The sequence below is a fragment of the Pedobacter sp. genome, assembly GCF_035317785.1.
In the GTDB taxonomy this organism is placed as follows: Bacteria; Bacteroidota; Bacteroidia; order Sphingobacteriales; family Sphingobacteriaceae; genus Pedobacter.
Map to the genome: position 1 here is coordinate 1 of NZ_DATHGC010000140.1, position 16848 is coordinate 16848.

The 16848-nt window shown below is 45.5% G+C and carries 15 protein-coding genes; 3 read left to right on the forward strand and 12 right to left on the reverse strand.

Annotated features, from left to right (window positions below):
- The 12 genes from VK541_RS08780 to VK541_RS08835 all read right to left on the reverse strand — a co-directional run.
- The coding region (locus tag VK541_RS08780; protein WP_324369008.1) for a lyase family protein at positions 1-545 on the reverse strand (545 nt) is incomplete at its 3' end.
- Positions 546-586: 41 nt separating this feature from the next.
- Positions 587-1960 carry a hypothetical protein gene (locus tag VK541_RS08785; RefSeq protein WP_324369010.1) on the reverse strand — a complete coding sequence of 458 codons (1374 nt, stop codon included), beginning with the start codon at positions 1958-1960 and terminating at the stop codon, positions 587-589.
- 83 nt (positions 1961-2043) lie between these two features.
- Positions 2044-3798 carry a HAMP domain-containing sensor histidine kinase gene (locus VK541_RS08790; protein ID WP_324369013.1) on the reverse strand — a complete coding sequence of 585 codons (1755 nt, stop codon included), beginning with the start codon at positions 3796-3798 and terminating at the stop codon, positions 2044-2046.
- A 26-nt stretch (positions 3799-3824) separates the two neighbouring features.
- On the reverse strand, positions 3825-4955 hold the full coding sequence (locus VK541_RS08795) for a sensor protein KdpD (protein ID WP_324369015.1): 1131 nt from the start codon (positions 4953-4955) through the stop codon (positions 3825-3827).
- Between the two features lie 42 nt (positions 4956-4997).
- Complete coding sequence (locus tag VK541_RS08800) at positions 4998-6068, reverse strand: porin (RefSeq protein WP_324369017.1); 1071 nt, start codon at positions 6066-6068, stop codon at positions 4998-5000.
- 102 nt (positions 6069-6170) lie between these two features.
- On the reverse strand, positions 6171-6737 hold the full coding sequence (locus tag VK541_RS08805) for a K(+)-transporting ATPase subunit C (protein ID WP_324369019.1): 567 nt from the start codon (positions 6735-6737) through the stop codon (positions 6171-6173).
- Positions 6738-6759: 22 nt separating this feature from the next.
- The gene (gene kdpB / locus VK541_RS08810) at positions 6760-8790 is read right to left on the reverse strand and encodes a potassium-transporting ATPase subunit KdpB (RefSeq protein ID WP_324369022.1); all 2031 of its coding nucleotides are present in this window, start codon (positions 8788-8790) and stop codon (positions 6760-6762) included.
- 23 nt (positions 8791-8813) lie between these two features.
- On the reverse strand, positions 8814-10532 hold the full coding sequence (gene kdpA / locus VK541_RS08815; protein WP_324369024.1) for a potassium-transporting ATPase subunit KdpA: 1719 nt from the start codon (positions 10530-10532) through the stop codon (positions 8814-8816).
- Positions 10533-10541: 9 nt separating this feature from the next.
- Positions 10542-10619 carry a potassium-transporting ATPase subunit F gene (locus VK541_RS08820; protein WP_082035969.1) on the reverse strand — a complete coding sequence of 26 codons (78 nt, stop codon included), beginning with the start codon at positions 10617-10619 and terminating at the stop codon, positions 10542-10544.
- A 264-nt stretch (positions 10620-10883) separates the two neighbouring features.
- Positions 10884-12218, reverse strand: coding sequence for a sigma-54 dependent transcriptional regulator (locus VK541_RS08825; protein WP_324369027.1), 1335 nt, complete (start codon positions 12216-12218; stop codon positions 10884-10886).
- Between the two features lie 22 nt (positions 12219-12240).
- Complete coding sequence (locus tag VK541_RS08830) at positions 12241-13353, reverse strand: M20/M25/M40 family metallo-hydrolase (protein WP_324369029.1); 1113 nt, start codon at positions 13351-13353, stop codon at positions 12241-12243.
- Positions 13354-13370: 17 nt separating this feature from the next.
- The gene (locus VK541_RS08835) at positions 13371-13988 is read right to left on the reverse strand and encodes an N-acetyltransferase (RefSeq protein WP_324369033.1); all 618 of its coding nucleotides are present in this window, start codon (positions 13986-13988) and stop codon (positions 13371-13373) included.
- Between the two features lie 319 nt (positions 13989-14307).
- Between VK541_RS08835 and VK541_RS08840 the strand changes: the two genes are divergently transcribed.
- The 3 genes from VK541_RS08840 to VK541_RS08850 are packed head-to-tail and all read left to right on the forward strand — an operon-like array spanning position 14308 to position 16845.
- Positions 14308-15294 carry a pentapeptide repeat-containing protein gene (locus tag VK541_RS08840; RefSeq protein WP_324369035.1) on the forward strand — a complete coding sequence of 329 codons (987 nt, stop codon included), beginning with the start codon at positions 14308-14310 and terminating at the stop codon, positions 15292-15294.
- 15 nt (positions 15295-15309) lie between these two features.
- A complete protein-coding gene (locus tag VK541_RS08845) occupies positions 15310-16077 on the forward strand; it encodes an ABC transporter ATP-binding protein (protein WP_324369037.1) in 768 nt (255 codons plus the stop codon).
- Entirely contained in the window at positions 16078-16845 is a 768-nt protein-coding gene (locus VK541_RS08850; RefSeq protein WP_324369039.1) for an ABC transporter permease, read from the forward strand.
- The last annotated feature ends 3 nt before the right edge of the window (positions 16846-16848 follow it).

Genomic DNA, 16848 nt, shown 5'->3' on the forward strand with positions numbered 1-16848 from the left:
ATCAGCTCCATATCGTCGACCAGGCTCTCCGCATAAGCACCAAACCACAATCCAAATGACGACGGCATAGCAATCTGCAAGTGGGTGTATCCCGGCAATAATTTGTCTTTATGAATATTGCTCAGGGAGATCAGCTGACCAAACAGGACCGAGGTATTGCCCACCATTTCTTCTATACAGCTTCTGAAAAACAGTTTCAGATCGACCAGCACCTGGTCATTGCGCGAGCGTCCGCTGTGGATCTTCTTCCCAGCCTCACCAATGCGCTGGGTCAGCAGCCACTCCACCTGGGAGTGCACATCCTCAACAGTATCTTCTATTACAAAATCCCCGGCCTCTATTTCCGCGTAAATATTCTTAAGTTCCTTTTGCACAGCAGCAAGTTCATCGGGCTCCAGTAAGCCTATGCTTTCCAGCATTTCGACATGGGCCAGTGAACCCAGTACATCAAAAGCCGCCATCTGCAGGTCGAGTTCCCTGTCTTTGCCAACGGTAAAGGTTTCAATGTCTTTATTTACGTTTACGTTTTTTTGCCAGATCTTCATGTTGCAAAAATACAATAATTACTTAGAGTACCAGAGCGATGTTAAATCTCTATGATCATCGGATGATCGCTCAGGGTCAGCGTCACGGCGTTCGAGTTTTCTACAGAACTGACCGGCAATGAACCCAGTGTAGGATCATACACCTTTCCGGAGACTGCTTTCTCAAAAGTGATCTTAACTTCATCCTCCCCTTTCACCTTCTCGGCCCATACAATCAGGGCGAATTTACCATTGCTTTTTTGCAGCAGCAGGTGATGCGTAGTTTCCGGCAGGTTAGCTATTGAATAAGTCAATTTGCCCGGTTTTGAAACCTTAACCGCATTTTCTGTTCCGGCAACCGGTTCAGCCAAAATACTGGTTAGGTTATGCATATAGAGCGCCGATTTTCTCGGTGTATAATCAGGTTTATAAAAACCAAAAGTCTGATTTCCTGCTTCATCAGATCTGTCCCGCAGCAGGTAAAGCGCCGTATAGCTCCATCCCCTGGCAAACTGTGCCAGGTACAGGTTCAAAAACATACGGGCCTGTTTTTCTTCAGTCAGTTCACCGTTTATGGTCGCTCCTGTCTCAGTAGTTACTCTTGGCAGGTTTTGCAGTGCTTCCCCTTCATAGCCTTGGAACTTTGCCCGCCAGGTATTTCCGTAATTGCCATACAGGCCGTCAACTTTGCAAAGCAAACCGGGGTCTGCGGCATTCCAGGTTTGGTTGTCATACAGGCCCGGGTGTGAAGGGTGCATAAAATAGTTGTGGCAGTTGGCGTAGTCCGCATATTTCGTCCCGTCAGGCATGCTGGCGCCTGCCCCCTTAGGTATTTCAAGATACTGCAAACCCATATTGTCGGTCTGTGCCCCATTTTCACTTAGGCTCCATACCGGGTATTTCTTCAATAACGTGTCTTTCTTAACTGCGGTATAAAGATCTCTCTGCACTTTAGCTACCGCCATCCAGGACTGGTCCTTGCCACCCTTTTCTCCGTTATAAATAATGTCCCAGTTATTGGGTTCGTTCAACCCCTCAAAAGCCAGCAGCGCACCCGCATCAGCCAGCTCCCGTCCACCTTTCAGCAAACGATCTATATCCGTGCCGCCACTTAACAAACCATAGCAAAAGCGCAGGCCAGCCTGTTTGTGTACTTCGATCAGATCAGCCGTGGGCACACCGCCCTCATAGCCGGAGCGGATCCAGCGGATGCCTAAATATTTCGTGATTTCAATTGTTTTTTTTAATGACTCTCCTCTGGTGGAAATGGCTGAATTGACGCCTATGCTGTTTAGAAAATCAGACGCTTTACGGGCGGTTACAGGTTCAGTGCAGGACAATCCCGGTTCATGATGTAAAGGTTTCGACGCGTTAAAGGCAACTACAGACAGCACACCACTGCAAAGAATTAAAAGAGATTTAATTTGAGGTTTCATACAATGATTTAGATAGTAACGATAAAATTGAGCATTTCTTTTGACAACCCGCTGTCTCTTTGATAAACTAGTGTTTTTTCAGATTATTCGGCAATCGGAAGCAGGAAACAAAACCTGCTTCCTTCACCAATCTCGCTTTCAACCCAGATCTTTCCGCCTTCAGCTTCAATGAAGTCTTTGGAAATGGCAAGTCCCAGGCCAGATCCTGATTTATTGTTGCCATCAGTAGGCACCTGGAAATACCTGTCGAATAACCGTTTCTGGTATTGTTCATCTATGCCCTTGCCGAAATCACGTACCGAGAACTCAATGTTGTTCCCGGATTCTATGATCTGGATGACCACTCTGGATTTTTGCGGACTATAACGCAGCGCATTGGATAAGAAGTTGACCAGTACCCACGCTGTTTTTTCGGTATCCACATTTACTTTCGGCAGATCATTCCTGGAGACCAGCTCCAGATCGATCAATTTTTGCTCAGCCTGGAACCTTACTGCATCCATAGCGTATATGGCGACCTTGCGCGGATCTGATTTCACAAAATTCAATTGCAGATTACCCGTCTCCACCTGGGACAGGTCCAATAGTTCACTGGTGATCTTCAACAGACGCCCACAGTCTTCCTTGATATGCTGTACGAGTTCCTTTTGCTCCGGATTCATACTTCCCACCCGTTCGTCATCCATTAGTTTTAAGCTCATCTTGATCGAGGAAATGGGGGTTTTCAGTTCATGAGAGACGGTTGCAATAAAGTTGGTCTTTGCTTCATCCAATTCTTTATACTCGGTCACATTTTTAAGGATGTATACCTCGCCTGCCGTTCTCCTGGATTCTTTGATCGCGTTGTCCTGCTGGTCGTCAATAAATGGAACCATGATCTCACGGCGTTCCAGTTTAAAGTAGGATTCTTTGCCGTCGGCATAGATCTTCATGGGTTTGGAGCTGCTGCCCGTTTGCATCACTGTACTGAGCAGGTCATTCTTTTTCATCAGCTCCGTTGCGTTTGCGCCGACCGCATCCTTTTCATGCATGTTCAGCAGCTGGCTGGCTACCTGGTTTAAAAACAGCACTTCCTGTTTTTCGTTCAGCCCAATGATGGCGTCCTGCATTTGGCCGATGATGGCCTCGATCCTCAGTTTCTCGGACTGAAGTTTAGCCAGGTTGCTGTTTTCCCATTTATTGAGTTGGGAGGCCATGGCATTGAATTCGTCTGCAAGCTCAGAAAACTCATCATTGCCCTTAAATTCCAGGCGCTGTTTGTAGTTCTTGCGGCTGATGGCCTTAATCGCTTCTGAAAACTCCCTTAAAGGATTGGCTACAAAACCCGGGAAATTTACGCTAAAGGAAAACAGGACAATAAAACACAGTGATGCGGCAAACATCAGGTAACTGGCAGCCTTTTCCACACTTAGCTGGGCGGCATCATTTTTCCTTACGATGGCCTGCATGTTTACCTCATCGATAATCCTGAGCTGCAGGTGTCCCTTTTTTAATGCCTGTCTTTGAGCGGTCAGATCAGCTCCCGGAGCTGTCAATTGCCTGAAAGCCTCTGCAAGTGTAGCTACAGCTTGTCCTTCGCCTTTCTCTGTCACGTTATTTTCTTCCAGGCGAAGTTGTACAGCAAATTTGTCCGCCGAAGTTTTAGAAAGCGGCAGCTCACTGTCATCCAGTATCGTCCGCATTTCACGGGTATACCTCAAACTTTCATAATTATCTTTTAGAATGACCTTAGAGCTGACAGAAATCTTATTCATGTAATAGAGGGAAATTCCCCCGAAGAAGATCACAACCACGAATAAGAATCCGAATCCGAGGCGTAGTTTAGTTTTTATTTTCATGATTTCATGGTATTGAATATTTAATCTTATGAAAGGATCACAAGGTCGGTTTCTGTTTCAGATATGTTTTTTAATAGCTTATTAAATATAGCCGTTCGCATGATGACCTGGAAGAGGTTGAGGTGTGGTTTCCCGATACAGATCGTCGTGATCTCCTTCTCAGCTGCAATCCTGGTTATAGTCTCCGTCACATCTTCACTTTTTACTTTGAGCACTTCCGCTCCAAGCTCTGTAGCGAGTTTGAAGTTATTGATCAGGTGCCGCTGCAGGTCAAGCTTGATCCTGTCACCGCCTTCATGGCTCCGCTGCACATAAAGCACGATCCATGGCGAACGGTAATACGAAGCCAGTCTCGCTGTTTTACGGATGATGATCTTTGCCGTTTCATGATTGGTCGAAATGCAGGCCAGGAACTTTTCCGGCCGGAGTTTGATCTGCTTCGGCACTTCCACATTGATCTTTCTTTCCAGGTGGTGCGCCACTTCCTTTAAGGCCAATTCCCTCAGCTGCAAAATTTTTTCGGGCTGAAAGAAATTATCCAGCGCGCGTTTTATCTTGGTCTGATCATAGATCTTTCCGGCCCTTAGCCTGTCTATCAGCTCATCAGCAGTTAAGTCTATGTTGACGATTTCATCTGCAGTCTCCAGGATCTTATCCGGTATTCGCTCCGTAATCGGGATACCTGTAATGGTCTCAATTTCTTCGTTCATGCTCTCCAGGTGCTGGATGTTCACTGCCGAGATCACACTAATCCCGGCATCCAGGATGTCGGTCACGTCCTGCCAGCGCTTGCCGTTTTTACTGCCTTCTACATTGGTGTGGGCCAGCTCATCGACGATCACCACTTCAGGATGAGTGTTGATGACCGCCTGCACATCCATCTCTTCCAGTTCCTTGCCTTTATAAAAGATCTTTCTCCTTGGGATCAGCGGAATGCCGTCTAAAAGCGCATGCGTTTCCGCCCGGTTATGGGTTTCAATATAGCCGATCTGTATGTCGATACCATTTTTTAAAAGTGCGTGGGCTTCCTGCAGCATGCGATAGGTTTTGCCTACACCTGCGCTCATGCCGATATACACTTTAAACTTTCCCCTTCTGGATTTTTTGACCAGGTCAAGGAATTTTCTTACAGATCCTGCTTTATCGTCTTGCTCCATTATATTTTAAATTTACCATTCAGTCATGACATATCTGTTGTCTTAGAATGATACTGCTATACTTGCTGTAACTGCAGCATTGTTGTCTACAGGATTCTGGTCTCTTACAAATATTTTATCCTTACTGCTGTACATTTTTCCCTCCAGACGCACTACTGCGTTGCTGATTGGCGCATAGTCAATATTTAAAGAATAACCTGTGGTTTTAAAACCGTTTGGTGTTCCGGTGGCAATAAATACCCCATTTTTGTCTTCATAATATTCCACTCTTCCGGCCATGGCCCATTTGCTGCTGATCTTGTACTGGGCAATAGCAACAGGAGACAATACTTCATTCTTATCGTCAGTCCCCTTTGCTTTTTGCTGCGTTCCATAATCAAAGCCAACTGTCAGGCCAAACTGGTCGGTAACCTGAAATATGCCATATACATTGTGGTAAAAGCGTCTTACACGAACCGAATCTGCTCCTTCTGTTCCCAGGTAATTGCTGTAATTAACTGTGATCTTTCCTGTGGGTTTCCAGGTCAGCAGCAAACCACCTGCAGGCTGGCTGTTGCCGTTCTGACGGGCCATTCTCTGCCAGCCGTTCAAATACATTGCGGCAACAGTAAATTTTCCATCGCTGGTTCCATAAGTGATCTTTGCACCAGACTCATAAAACGGTGTATTTTCAGAAGCAATGCCGCGGGTCAGTACCCAGCAGTCTTTGGAAATGGCACTTTCAAAACCAATATGGGAAGAAAATATCCCCGCATCCAGCCACAGGTTGGCAGATTTTGAAAGTTTTACTCCGGCATTGGCTTCAAAAATATTTTTCAATACACCAGGCTCTGCCGCCAGATTCGCATTTGCATAGGTACCAGCCATCACCGCAAGATTTGCCCTGATCATTCCGTTTTCGTAGTTTCCTTTAATGAAGCCCAGGTTCAGGTTCATCTCGTTGTGACGGTTGTGGGAATAGATAAAGCCGGGTCTGTTGTTATCGGCAGGTTTGTTAAAGTCGTATCCAAAATAAGTTTCCAGATAACCGCTTACCTTGATCTTCGGTTCTTCCTGCCCATAAGCAATAGATCCTGTTGTTAATGCTGCAGCTAATACTAATAGTTTTTTCATATATTTATTGTAATTATTTATTCTTTAAATAAGATTCCGGTTCCGCTGAGCTGCCTGTTCCTGAGGTCGGCAAACGCTAATGGATCAGGCAGCGAATCGGAATTATTTCTTTAATTCATCCAAAGCAAGGTTCAGCTTCAATACGTTCACTGATGTCGGGCCAAACATGCCCAACAATGGTCCCTGCGTATTTTTAACCACCAGTTCTGCTACTGTTTTTTCGTCCAGCTTGCGTAAAGCGGCAATCCTTTTGATCTGGATAATAGCACCCTGTTCAGAGATATTCGGATCAAGTCCACTTCCTGAGGCAGTAACCATATCCGCCGGGATATCTGCTTTTTTGATAGTTGGGTTGTATTTTAACAGCGTATCGATCCGGTCAGACACCTGTTGCAGATAATCCGGATTTGACGGGCCTTTGTTTGAGCCTGCTGATCCTGCTGCATTATAACCAACAGCGGATGGCCTGCCCCAGAAATATTCCGGTTTGGTAAAGGACTGACCAAGCAGGGCGTAACCTACGACTTTCCCGTTTTTAGTGATCTTTTCACCGCCACCTTTGCCTTTAGAAAAACCTCCGGCAAAGGCTACGATAAGCGGATAGATGACGCAGAGCAGTACCATTAAGACTGCGGTTAAGCGTATGGATTGTAAGATGTATTTTTTCATGATCTTTTATTTTTTAAATTGCTTATACAAATAAGCCTACCAGTAAATCAATTATTTTGATGCCGATGAACGGTGCAATTACCCCCCCGAGGCCATAGATCAGCAGGTTCCTGCGCAATAATGCGCTGGCGCCGATCGGTTTATATTCCACGCCTTTCAGCGCCAGCGGGATCAGGATCGGAATGATGATCGCATTGAAGATCACCGCAGACAGGATGGCACTTTCCGGACTGTGTAATCCCATGATGTTCAGGCTTTGCAGTGCCGGAATCGATGCAATGAACAAAGCCGGTACAATGGCGAAATATTTGGCTACGTCATTGGCAATGGAGAAGGTGGTCAGCGTGCCCCGGGTGATCAAAAGCTGTTTACCGATCTCTACGATCTCAATCAGTTTGGTCGGGTCGTTGTCCAGATCTACCATATTACCTGCTTCCTTAGCGGCCTGAGTACCACTGTTCATGGCTACACCTACATCAGCCTGGGCAAGCGCAGGAGCATCATTGGTACCATCTCCCATCATAGCCACAAGTTTACCCAATGCCTGTTCCTCTTTAATGTAATTCATTTTGTCTTCAGGCTTGGCCTCTGCGATAAAATCATCCACACCGGCTTTTTCTGCAATGAATTTTGCAGTTAAAGGATTATCGCCCGTAACCATTACCGTTTTCACCCCCATTTTGCGCAGACGCTCAAAACGTTCGCTGATCCCCGGTTTAATGATGTCCTGCAATTCAATAACACCCATTGTTTTTTCGTTGACAGCTACCACCAGCGGTGTACCTCCGTTGCTGGATATTTTTTTAACCTGGTCTTCTGTTTCCGGAGGAAATGGGTTTCCGGCCATGAGTACGATATTACGGATGGAATCAAATGCACCTTTACGTGTTCTCTTCCCATCTGCGGTATCCAGACCACTGGAGCGTGTCTCGGCAGTAAATTTGATGAATGTAGATCCTGCCGGAGCAGGCATCACTTTGTAATCTTGCACGACAGCCAGTTCCAGGATAGACTTACCTTCAGGGGTTTCATCGGCTAGGGAACTCATCACGCAGGCCTCAACGAAGGTTTTCATGTCAACTCCCGGTGCAGGATAAAAATTGGTGGCCTTACGGTTACCGATGGTGATCGTTCCTGTTTTGTCCAGCAATAAGACGTCGATGTCACCTGCTGTTTCGACCGCTTTACCTGATTTGGTGATCACATTAGCCCGCAATGCTCTGTCCATACCCGCAATACCGATGGCCGAGAGCAGGCCACCGATAGTGGTAGGGATCAAACACACAAACAGTGAGATCAGCGCAGCAATCGTAATTGGGGTATTCGCGTAATCTGCAAATGGTTTTAAAGTCACACATACGATAATAAATACCAATGTGAAACTTGCGAGCAAAATGGTAAGTGCAATCTCGTTAGGTGTTTTCTGACGCGAGGCACCTTCTACCAAAGCAATCATTTTATCCAGGAAGCTTTCACCCGGCTGGGTATTTACCTGTACTTTGATCTGGTCTGACAATACTTTGGTACCTCCTGTTACAGATGATTTATCACCGCCGGATTCCCGGATCACCGGGGCAGATTCACCGGTAATGGCAGATTCATCTATGGTAGCGATACCTTCAATGATCTCGCCGTCTGTAGGGATGGTGTCACCCGCCTCGCAGACGAATACATCACCTTTTTTTAGCAGGGAAGAAGAGCGTATTTCCGTCTTTCCATTGGCCAAAACTACTTTAGCAGGAGTTTCTTCACGGGTTTTCCTTAAAGAATCTGCCTGTGCCTTTCCCCTTGCCTCCGCAATCGCTTCCGCGAAATTGGCAAACAGTACAGTTAAAAGTAAAATTAGAAAGATCAAAAAATTGTAAGCTGGCGAACCCTGACCCGTATTACTGATCGAGTATACTGTAACGTAAGCCATAATGACCGTTCCGATCTCTACGGTAAACATGACCGGGTTTTTGATCATCACCCTGGGGTCAAGTTTGATGAAGGACTGTTTTAATGCAGTTTGCACTAAAGCAGGTTCAAATAATTTATTTGATGATGTTTTCATCTTGTTATTTATTTATCTAAATATTATTTAAGCATGGTAAAGTATTCTGCCAGCGGGCCTAAAGCCAGGGCAGGGAAATAAGAAAGTGCGTTCAGTACAATGATCACCGCAAAGGTCATCAGACCAAAAGTCAGTGTATCTGTTTTCAGCGTACCGGCAGATTCAGGAATGTATTTTTTTGATCCCAGTAAGCCTGCAATGGCAACCGGACCAATGATCGGAAGGAAACGGCCAAGCAGCAATACAAAGCCCGTCGATACGTTCCAGAAAATATTGTTATCGCCTAAACCTTCAAATCCGGAGCCGTTATTAGCATTAGACGATGTCATTTCATACAGCATCTCGGAAAAACCGTGAAAGCTCGGGTTGTTTAGCCAGTTTTTAGGCTGTACTGCCCACGCAGCATCACCATGACTGATAAACACGTAGCTGGCAATAGCAGTTCCAGCCAGGATCAGGAATGGACTTAAAAGTGTAATCAGGGCAGCGATCTTAACTTCCCTCGCTTCAACTTTATGGCCTAAGAACTCAGGCGTTCTTCCCACCATCAGCCCTGATATAAATACCGCTATGATGAGGTAGATGAAATAATTCAGCACCCCGACACCACAGCCTCCGTAGAAAGAGTTGATCATCATGCCAAGTAATTGCCAGGTTCCCGTTAATGGCATTGTACTGTCATGCATACTGTTAACTGATCCTGTTGAGATGATGGTGGTTACTGTACTCCAATAGCCGGATATGGCAGGCCCGAAACGAACCTCCTTGCCTTCCATAGCTCCTGTCGCCTGAGAGATGCCCATTTTGGCCAGTGCGGGATTCCCACCCAGTTCAGAACTGATAGTAGGAATGAGCAGCAGGAACATTCCGATGGTCATTACCCCAAAAATGATCCAGCCCAGTTTTCTGCGTCTGATAAAGATACCAAAGGCAATTACCATGGCAATAGGGATGATCACCTGTGCGATCAGCTCTACTGTATTGGTGATGTAGTTGGGGTTTTCCAGCGGGTGTGCTGAATTGGCGCCAAACCAGCCGCCACCGTTGGTACCTAAATGTTTGATGGCAATCATACCGGCAGCAGGTCCTCTTGATACATTTACCGTATCACCCTGAACTGAAATAAACTGGTCTTTGGCCTCATAGCTGGTTGGTGTACCGTTAAAAGCCAGAATTAATGCCACAACAAGTGACAAAGGCAACAACAACCTGGTAATTGATTTCACAAAGAACTCCCAGAAGTTACCCAGTTTAACGGTAGTTTTATCCCTAAATGCCTTAAAGAATGCCACAGCGGCAGCAATACCGGTGGCAGCACTAACGAAGTGAAGGAACATCAGTACAAAATGCTGTGTAAGGTAAGAAACTCCGGTCTCTCCGGAATAGTGCTGAAGGTTGCAATTCACCACGAAGCTGATGATCGTATTGAAAGAAAGATCAGCGGTCATTCCTGGATTCCCGTCGGGGTTTAGCGGCAATTTATCCTGATAAATCAGGACAAAAAATCCGTAAACCAGCCAGACCAGGTTAATGGTCAGCAGCGCTTTCATGTGCTGCTTCCAGTTCATCTCTTCTTTAGGATTAATACCGGAGAGTTTAAAGATCCCGGATTCAATAGGTTTTAAAAAGTCCGTCCAGACTTTTTCTCCGGCAAATACCTTTGCCAGGTACTTGCCCAGCGGAATAGCGATCACCAGGGTGAGTCCGTAGGTGGCTATAATTCCAAATAATTCTGTGTTCATGGTGTGTAATTAAAATTTTTCGGGTTTAATCAGCACGTAAATCATATAAATGAAGACGGCGATTGCGATAATGAATAATGCGATCATAATTTTTAGATTTTTTCGAACCAGTCGATTGATTTGTAAACCACCCGGCAGAGTAACAGCAGGGCCAGAAATAATACGATTGTTAACATGATATTTTTATTTTGTGATAAGCCTATGCCAATCCGGGTGCCATATTTTTTAAATAGTCACACAAAACATTGATAATCAGTATATTGAAATAGAAATAATATAAATAGAGTCTATATTTAAACATAAAGACCCTTCCAAAATGGAAGGGTCTTTATCATATTGGGGCTTTCAGGTCTAAGAATCTATTTTATATTCCTCGATTTTCCGGTATAATGTGGTCAGTCCAATACCAAGCAGCCTTGACGTTTCCGTTTTATTGCCGCGGGTATATTTCAGCACTTTGATGATGTGCTGCTTTTCCATGTCCTGCATGTTCAGCGGATCAGTGCCTGCGACTTCGGTATGAAATTCAAAAGGCAGGAGGTCCGAACTGATCAGCTCGTTCTCAGCCAGGATCACGACCCGTTCCATTACATTTTTAAGTTCCCGGATGTTCCCCTTCCAGTTATGAGCGGTCAGCAGACGGGCAAATTCTTTATCGATACTGAATTCGGGCTTGTTTACCTTGGCGGTAAATTCCGCCAGATAATGCATGGCAATCGGAAGAATGTCCTCACGTCTGTGGGATAAGGGTGGCAGTTCGATGGAAAATACGGACAATCTGTAAAAAAGGTCAAGCCGAAACCTGCCGGCCTCTGCCTCGGTTTTCAGGTCCCTGTTGGTGGCGGCAATAATCCGTACATTTACCTGGCTGGTCTGGGTATCGCCCACCTTGATGTAAGTCTGGCTTTCCAATACCCGGAGCAGCTTGGCCTGTAAATCAAGGTTCATTTCACCGATCTCGTCCAGGAATATCGTGCCCTCGTTTGCCTCTTCCAGCAAGCCTCTTTTATCCTTTATGGCTCCGGTAAAAGCCCCGGCCTTATACCCAAACAATTCACTTTCCAGCAGTTCCGGATTAAAACCGCTGCAGTTGACCGCTACAAAAGGTTTCAATTTTCTCGGACTTTCATGGTGGATTGCCTGAGCGAATACCTCTTTACCTGTTCCGGTTTCTCCCAAAAGCAATACTGTGGTCGTGGTACCCGCCACTTTCCGGGCCAGCGCCACCGCCTCCCCGATCGCTTTGGATTTGCCCAGGATAGACTCAAAATTATACTTCCGGGCGATCCTGTTTTCCAGTTCATAAACACGGGCATTCAGCCTGGCCTTGTCCATGGCTTTATAGACCAGCGGAATGATCTTGTCATTGTCATCGCCCTTAGTGATGTAATCAAAAGCACCGTTACGCATCGCCATCACTCCGTCAGATATGGTACCAAATGCCGTAAGATTGATCACCTCTGCAACTGGCCTGATTTTTTTGATTTCTTTTACCAGCTCGACGCCATTATAGTCAGGAAGCTTGACGTCACTTAGTACCACAAGGATCTCCTCTGTCTTCAGGATCTTCAGACCTTCCTTACCGGTATTGGCCTGGAAAACCTTAAAGCCTTCCAGCTCTATGATACGGGCTAAAAGGCTGCATATCTTTTTCTCGTCATCGATGATCAGAACAGTATCTTGCATAATTGAATTTTATTGGTTGCTGTTAATGATGTTGTGATTCATAAGCGTGCAGGTCCGGCTCAGGATTGTTTGCAAGATACGGAAAAATGGATTCCAGCAGATCAATATAAATGGTAATGCCATCGCTGATCTCCGCAAGGTAAATGTATTCATCAACGGTATGGGAGCGGGCTGAGTCACCGGGGCCCATTTTTACAGATGGCATGTCCAGCCAGCCCTGGTCTGAACTGGTAGGTGACAAATAGGTTTTCCTGCCGATGGCAATGCCTGTCTTTACCACAGGGTGCATAATGTCAATCGCTGAAGGTGTGAGCACATTCGGACGCAGGGTGGTATCGCAGAAAGTGTGGTTCCTGATCGTATTCAGGATCTCCTTGCTGGTATAGCTGTGGTCAAATCTGATATCCACCGTAAAGCTGCATTCCCCGGGTACAATGTTGTGCTGCAAACCGGCATTGATCTGGGTAACGGTCATCTTGACCGGATCTGGGAGATCCCGCTCTATCGGGAATTTATAAGTAGAGAACCAGTGGATATCCTTGATGGCTTTATAAATGGCATTGTCGCCTTCTTCTCTGGCTGCATGCCCTGAGCGTCCTGTTGAGACACAATCCAGCACCATAGATCCTTTTTCGGCAATGGCCATTTGCATATTTGTCGGTTCTCCGACAATGGCAAAGGATACCGGCATCAGGTCATCCAAAATACACTTTATTCCTTTCTGTCCGGAGTTCTCTTCTTCGGCAGTTGCGGCAAGACAAAGGTTAAAGGGCAGATCTGTGCGCTCATAGAAATGAAGAAAGGTTGAAATAAGTGAGACCATGGGGCCTCCGGCATCATTGCTGCCGAGGCCATACAGCTTTCCGTCTTTAGTTACCGGCGTAAACGGATCATTTACATATTGCGAATTCGGTTTTACCGTATCCAGGTGTGAATTGAGCAAAATGATGGGTTTTGCAGGGTCAAAGTATTTATTGTAGCACCAGATGTTATTGAATTTACGGATGGTAAATACGCTGCGCTCATTTAAAAATGCTTCTACATGGTCTGCTGCGAAACTTTCTTCGCCGCTAAAGGATGGGGTTTTGATCAATTTTTCAAGCAGGCTCACTGCTTGCTCATATAACTTTTTCATTGGGATATAATTTAGGATTAATGATTAACTGAAGTATGTTCAAGCGTATACCTTTGCAGAAGGTCATATCCGGGCAGAATGCTGTGGCTCTCTGAAACCAGGGGGTCAAACAACATCGCTGTGCACAGGCAGTTGCATTTATGCTTGCGTTCGAGGATGTCATAGTTCGGGCAGCTCTTACAGCCCTCCCAAAACTGATCATCGTGAGTGATCTCCGAAAAGGCTACCGGCTGGAAGCCCAGCTGGGAATTCATTTTCATAACTGCTGTTCCGGAAGTAATACTAAAGATCTTTGCGGCCGGGTACATTCTCCTGGAGATCCTGAAGATGCGGTCTTTAATGGATTTGGCCACTCCTGACTGGCGGAACTCAGGGGCAACGATCAGCCCGGAGTTAGAGACAAAGTTCCCCTGTTCCCAGGCTTCAAAGTAAGAGAACCCTACCCATTTTCCGGCACTGGTTAAGGCGATGACCGCCTTGCCGTCCCTCATTTTTTGGGCAACGGATTCGGGAGTACGTTTGGCGATCCCTGTTCCCCTTGCTATGGCAGAAGCGGCTGTTTCTTTGATTATTTCATCGACGTATCTGATATCATTTATGGTAGCAATACGCACAAATATCATTTGATTATTCATTTTATCTATCTTGATTGAACCGCGTGTTCCAAACGGAGTGCCTCAATCAGAAAAAAAACGATAAACAGCCACAGGGGTATAAAAAAGGCGATAAAATATTTTTTTGGGCCTCAGCACTCCATTTTACACCCTATCAAAATGAAATGGTTTATTTCATTTTGACCGCAATGCTCAAATCATTAAATCCGGGCATATACTACTGATAGTTGTCAAACAACAACAACAAATAGCGCAATTACAACTAAGAATCCTTGTTTTTTTACTGATTCTGGAAATGATTCCGAATATCTTTGCCCTGTCAAAACAAAAAGATAGTCCTATGTTAAATACAAAGATGATCGGTAATAAAATTGCCGAAGCAAGAAAGAAAATAAATATTTCTCAGGCCCAGCTTGCTCAGCGTCTGTTCATCAGCGCTCAGGCAGTCGGAAAGTGGGAGCGCGGAGAATCAATGCCAGACATCATTACTTTTAACCGGCTCGCGGAAATTCTGGGTGTTGATCTTAACTATTTTTCAGAAAACTTCCAGTCTGAGGCCACACCTGTTGAATCGCCATCAGGAAAGCAGGAGAAAAAGCTTAGCTGGGATATGTCAAGTGGGAACTGGGTAGACGCTGACTTTTCCGGGTTGAAAAATCTGCATGAAAAATTCAGCTCCTCCAACATGCAGCGCTGCAAATTTATCGGTTCAGACCTGTCAGGACTTCTTCTAAAAAGCAATAACCTTGATGGCTGTGACTTTTCCAGTTCTGACATCAGCAGCAGCCACATTCAGACTTCCAACTTAGACAACAATTTATTTAAGGACAGTTCCCTGAAAGAAGCTGAATTTTTAAAAAGCCATATCAAAGGCTGTGACTTCTCCAATTCCGATATCAGCAGCAGTCACATTAAGAGTTCCCACTTAGGCAATAATCTATTTAAGGGTAGCTCCCTTAAAGAAGCTGAATTTTTAAAAAGCTATATCGAAGGCTGCGATTTCTCCGGCGCAAATTTTACAGGAGTGGCCTTTAAATCCGGAGGCTTTCAGGAAAACACAGTGACAAATGCTGTATGGAATCGCAGTTCCTTTATTGACACACAGATTGCAGATATCGTCTTCGATGGTACCTTGAAGGATTGCTATTTTGAAGACTGTGTCTTTAACTGGGTGAAGTTCCAGAATGTAACGCTTATTAACACTTTTTTTAAAAACAACAGGTTTAAACGGATCAAGTTTGTTGACTGTCAGGCAGATCGGATAACCTACGAATTCCTGAAAAACGGGAAAGCAGATTTAACCGGTATCACCTTGTTAGCATCATAAAAAAGAAAATGAATTATGTCGCAAAATGAAATCGCCATCTCTGTGCGAGGATTGAAAAAATCCTATAAAAACATCTCTGTATTAGAAGGGATAGATTTTGAAGTAAAAACAGGTAGTATTTTCGCCCTTCTTGGCTCTAACGGCGCAGGCAAAACAACCATTGTCAAAATCCTCAGCACGCTGCTCAAACAGGATAGCGGAACCGCCACCGTAAACGGATTTGACGTTTCGTCAAAACCCGACTGCGTGCGAGCTTCAATCAGTCTGACAGGGCAATTTGCAGCTGTGGACGAAATATTGACCGGGAAGGAAAATATTATCATGATTGCCAGGTTGCGGCATCTTAGCAATCCGCAACAAGTTGCGGACGATGTGCTTAAACGCTTTGGTTTAGCCGATGCCGCAGGCCGCAGGGCATCGACTTATTCGGGGGGTATGCGCCGCAGGCTCGACATCGCCATGAGCCTTGTGGGAAGACCGCAGCTCATTTTCCTCGACGAACCGACCACCGGGCTTGATCCCGAGGGACGTATTGAGGTTTGGAAGATTGTCAAAGAGCTTGCCGGTAGCGGCACGACTGTATTCCTGACCACTCAGTATTTGGATGAAGCGGAACAACTCGCCGATAGAATTGCCATTCTACATGAGGGTAGGATTATCGTGAGCGGCACGCTCGGGGAGCTGAAAAAACTGTTTCCGCCCGCAAAAGTGGAATATATTGAAAAACAGCCGACATTGAAAGAGATATTTCTTGCAATTGTTGGCAAAAAGGAGGAAAATTAAATGGAAACGACAAAGAACTATTTTTTCAATGATATGGATGTTATGCTTGGACGTTCCATGCGCCATATTCTTCGCAGCATGGACACCATCATCACGGTTACCATCACGCCAATTGCGATGATGCTGCTGTTCGTATATGTGTTTGGTGGTGCCATCCAAACCGGCACAATTAATTATGTAAATTATCTGCTGCCCGGTATATTGTTGATAGCTATTGCAAGTGGTATATCTTATACAGCCTACCGCCTGTTTATCGACATGCAACGGGGCATATTAGAGCGGTTCCACTCTATGCCGATTGCACGTTCAACCGTGCTGTGGGGGCACGTGCTGACCTCGCTGGTATCCAACGCGATTTCTGTTGTCGTAATCATTCTTGTAGCATTAATTATGGGTTTTCGCTCGTCGGCCGACATAATGTCATGGTTTGCTGTGGCTGGTATACTTGCGCTCTTCACACTAGCCTTGACCTGGATCGCAGTGATTGCCGGACTTTCCGCCAAATCGGTGGACGGTGTAAGCGCCTTTTCTTACCCATTAGTCTTCCTGCCGTTTATCAGCTCAGCATTTGTGCCGACCAAGTCGATGCCGTCGGGCGTTCGCGCCTTTGCCGAAAATCAGCCTGTGACCTCGATAGTGGAGACCATCCGCTCATTACTTTCAAACCAGCCGGTAGGAAATGAAATATGGGTGGCTCTTGCCTGGTGCGCTGGGATTACGCTCGTGGCTTATATCTTTGCGATGAAAGTGTATAAAAAACGGACGTAAAAG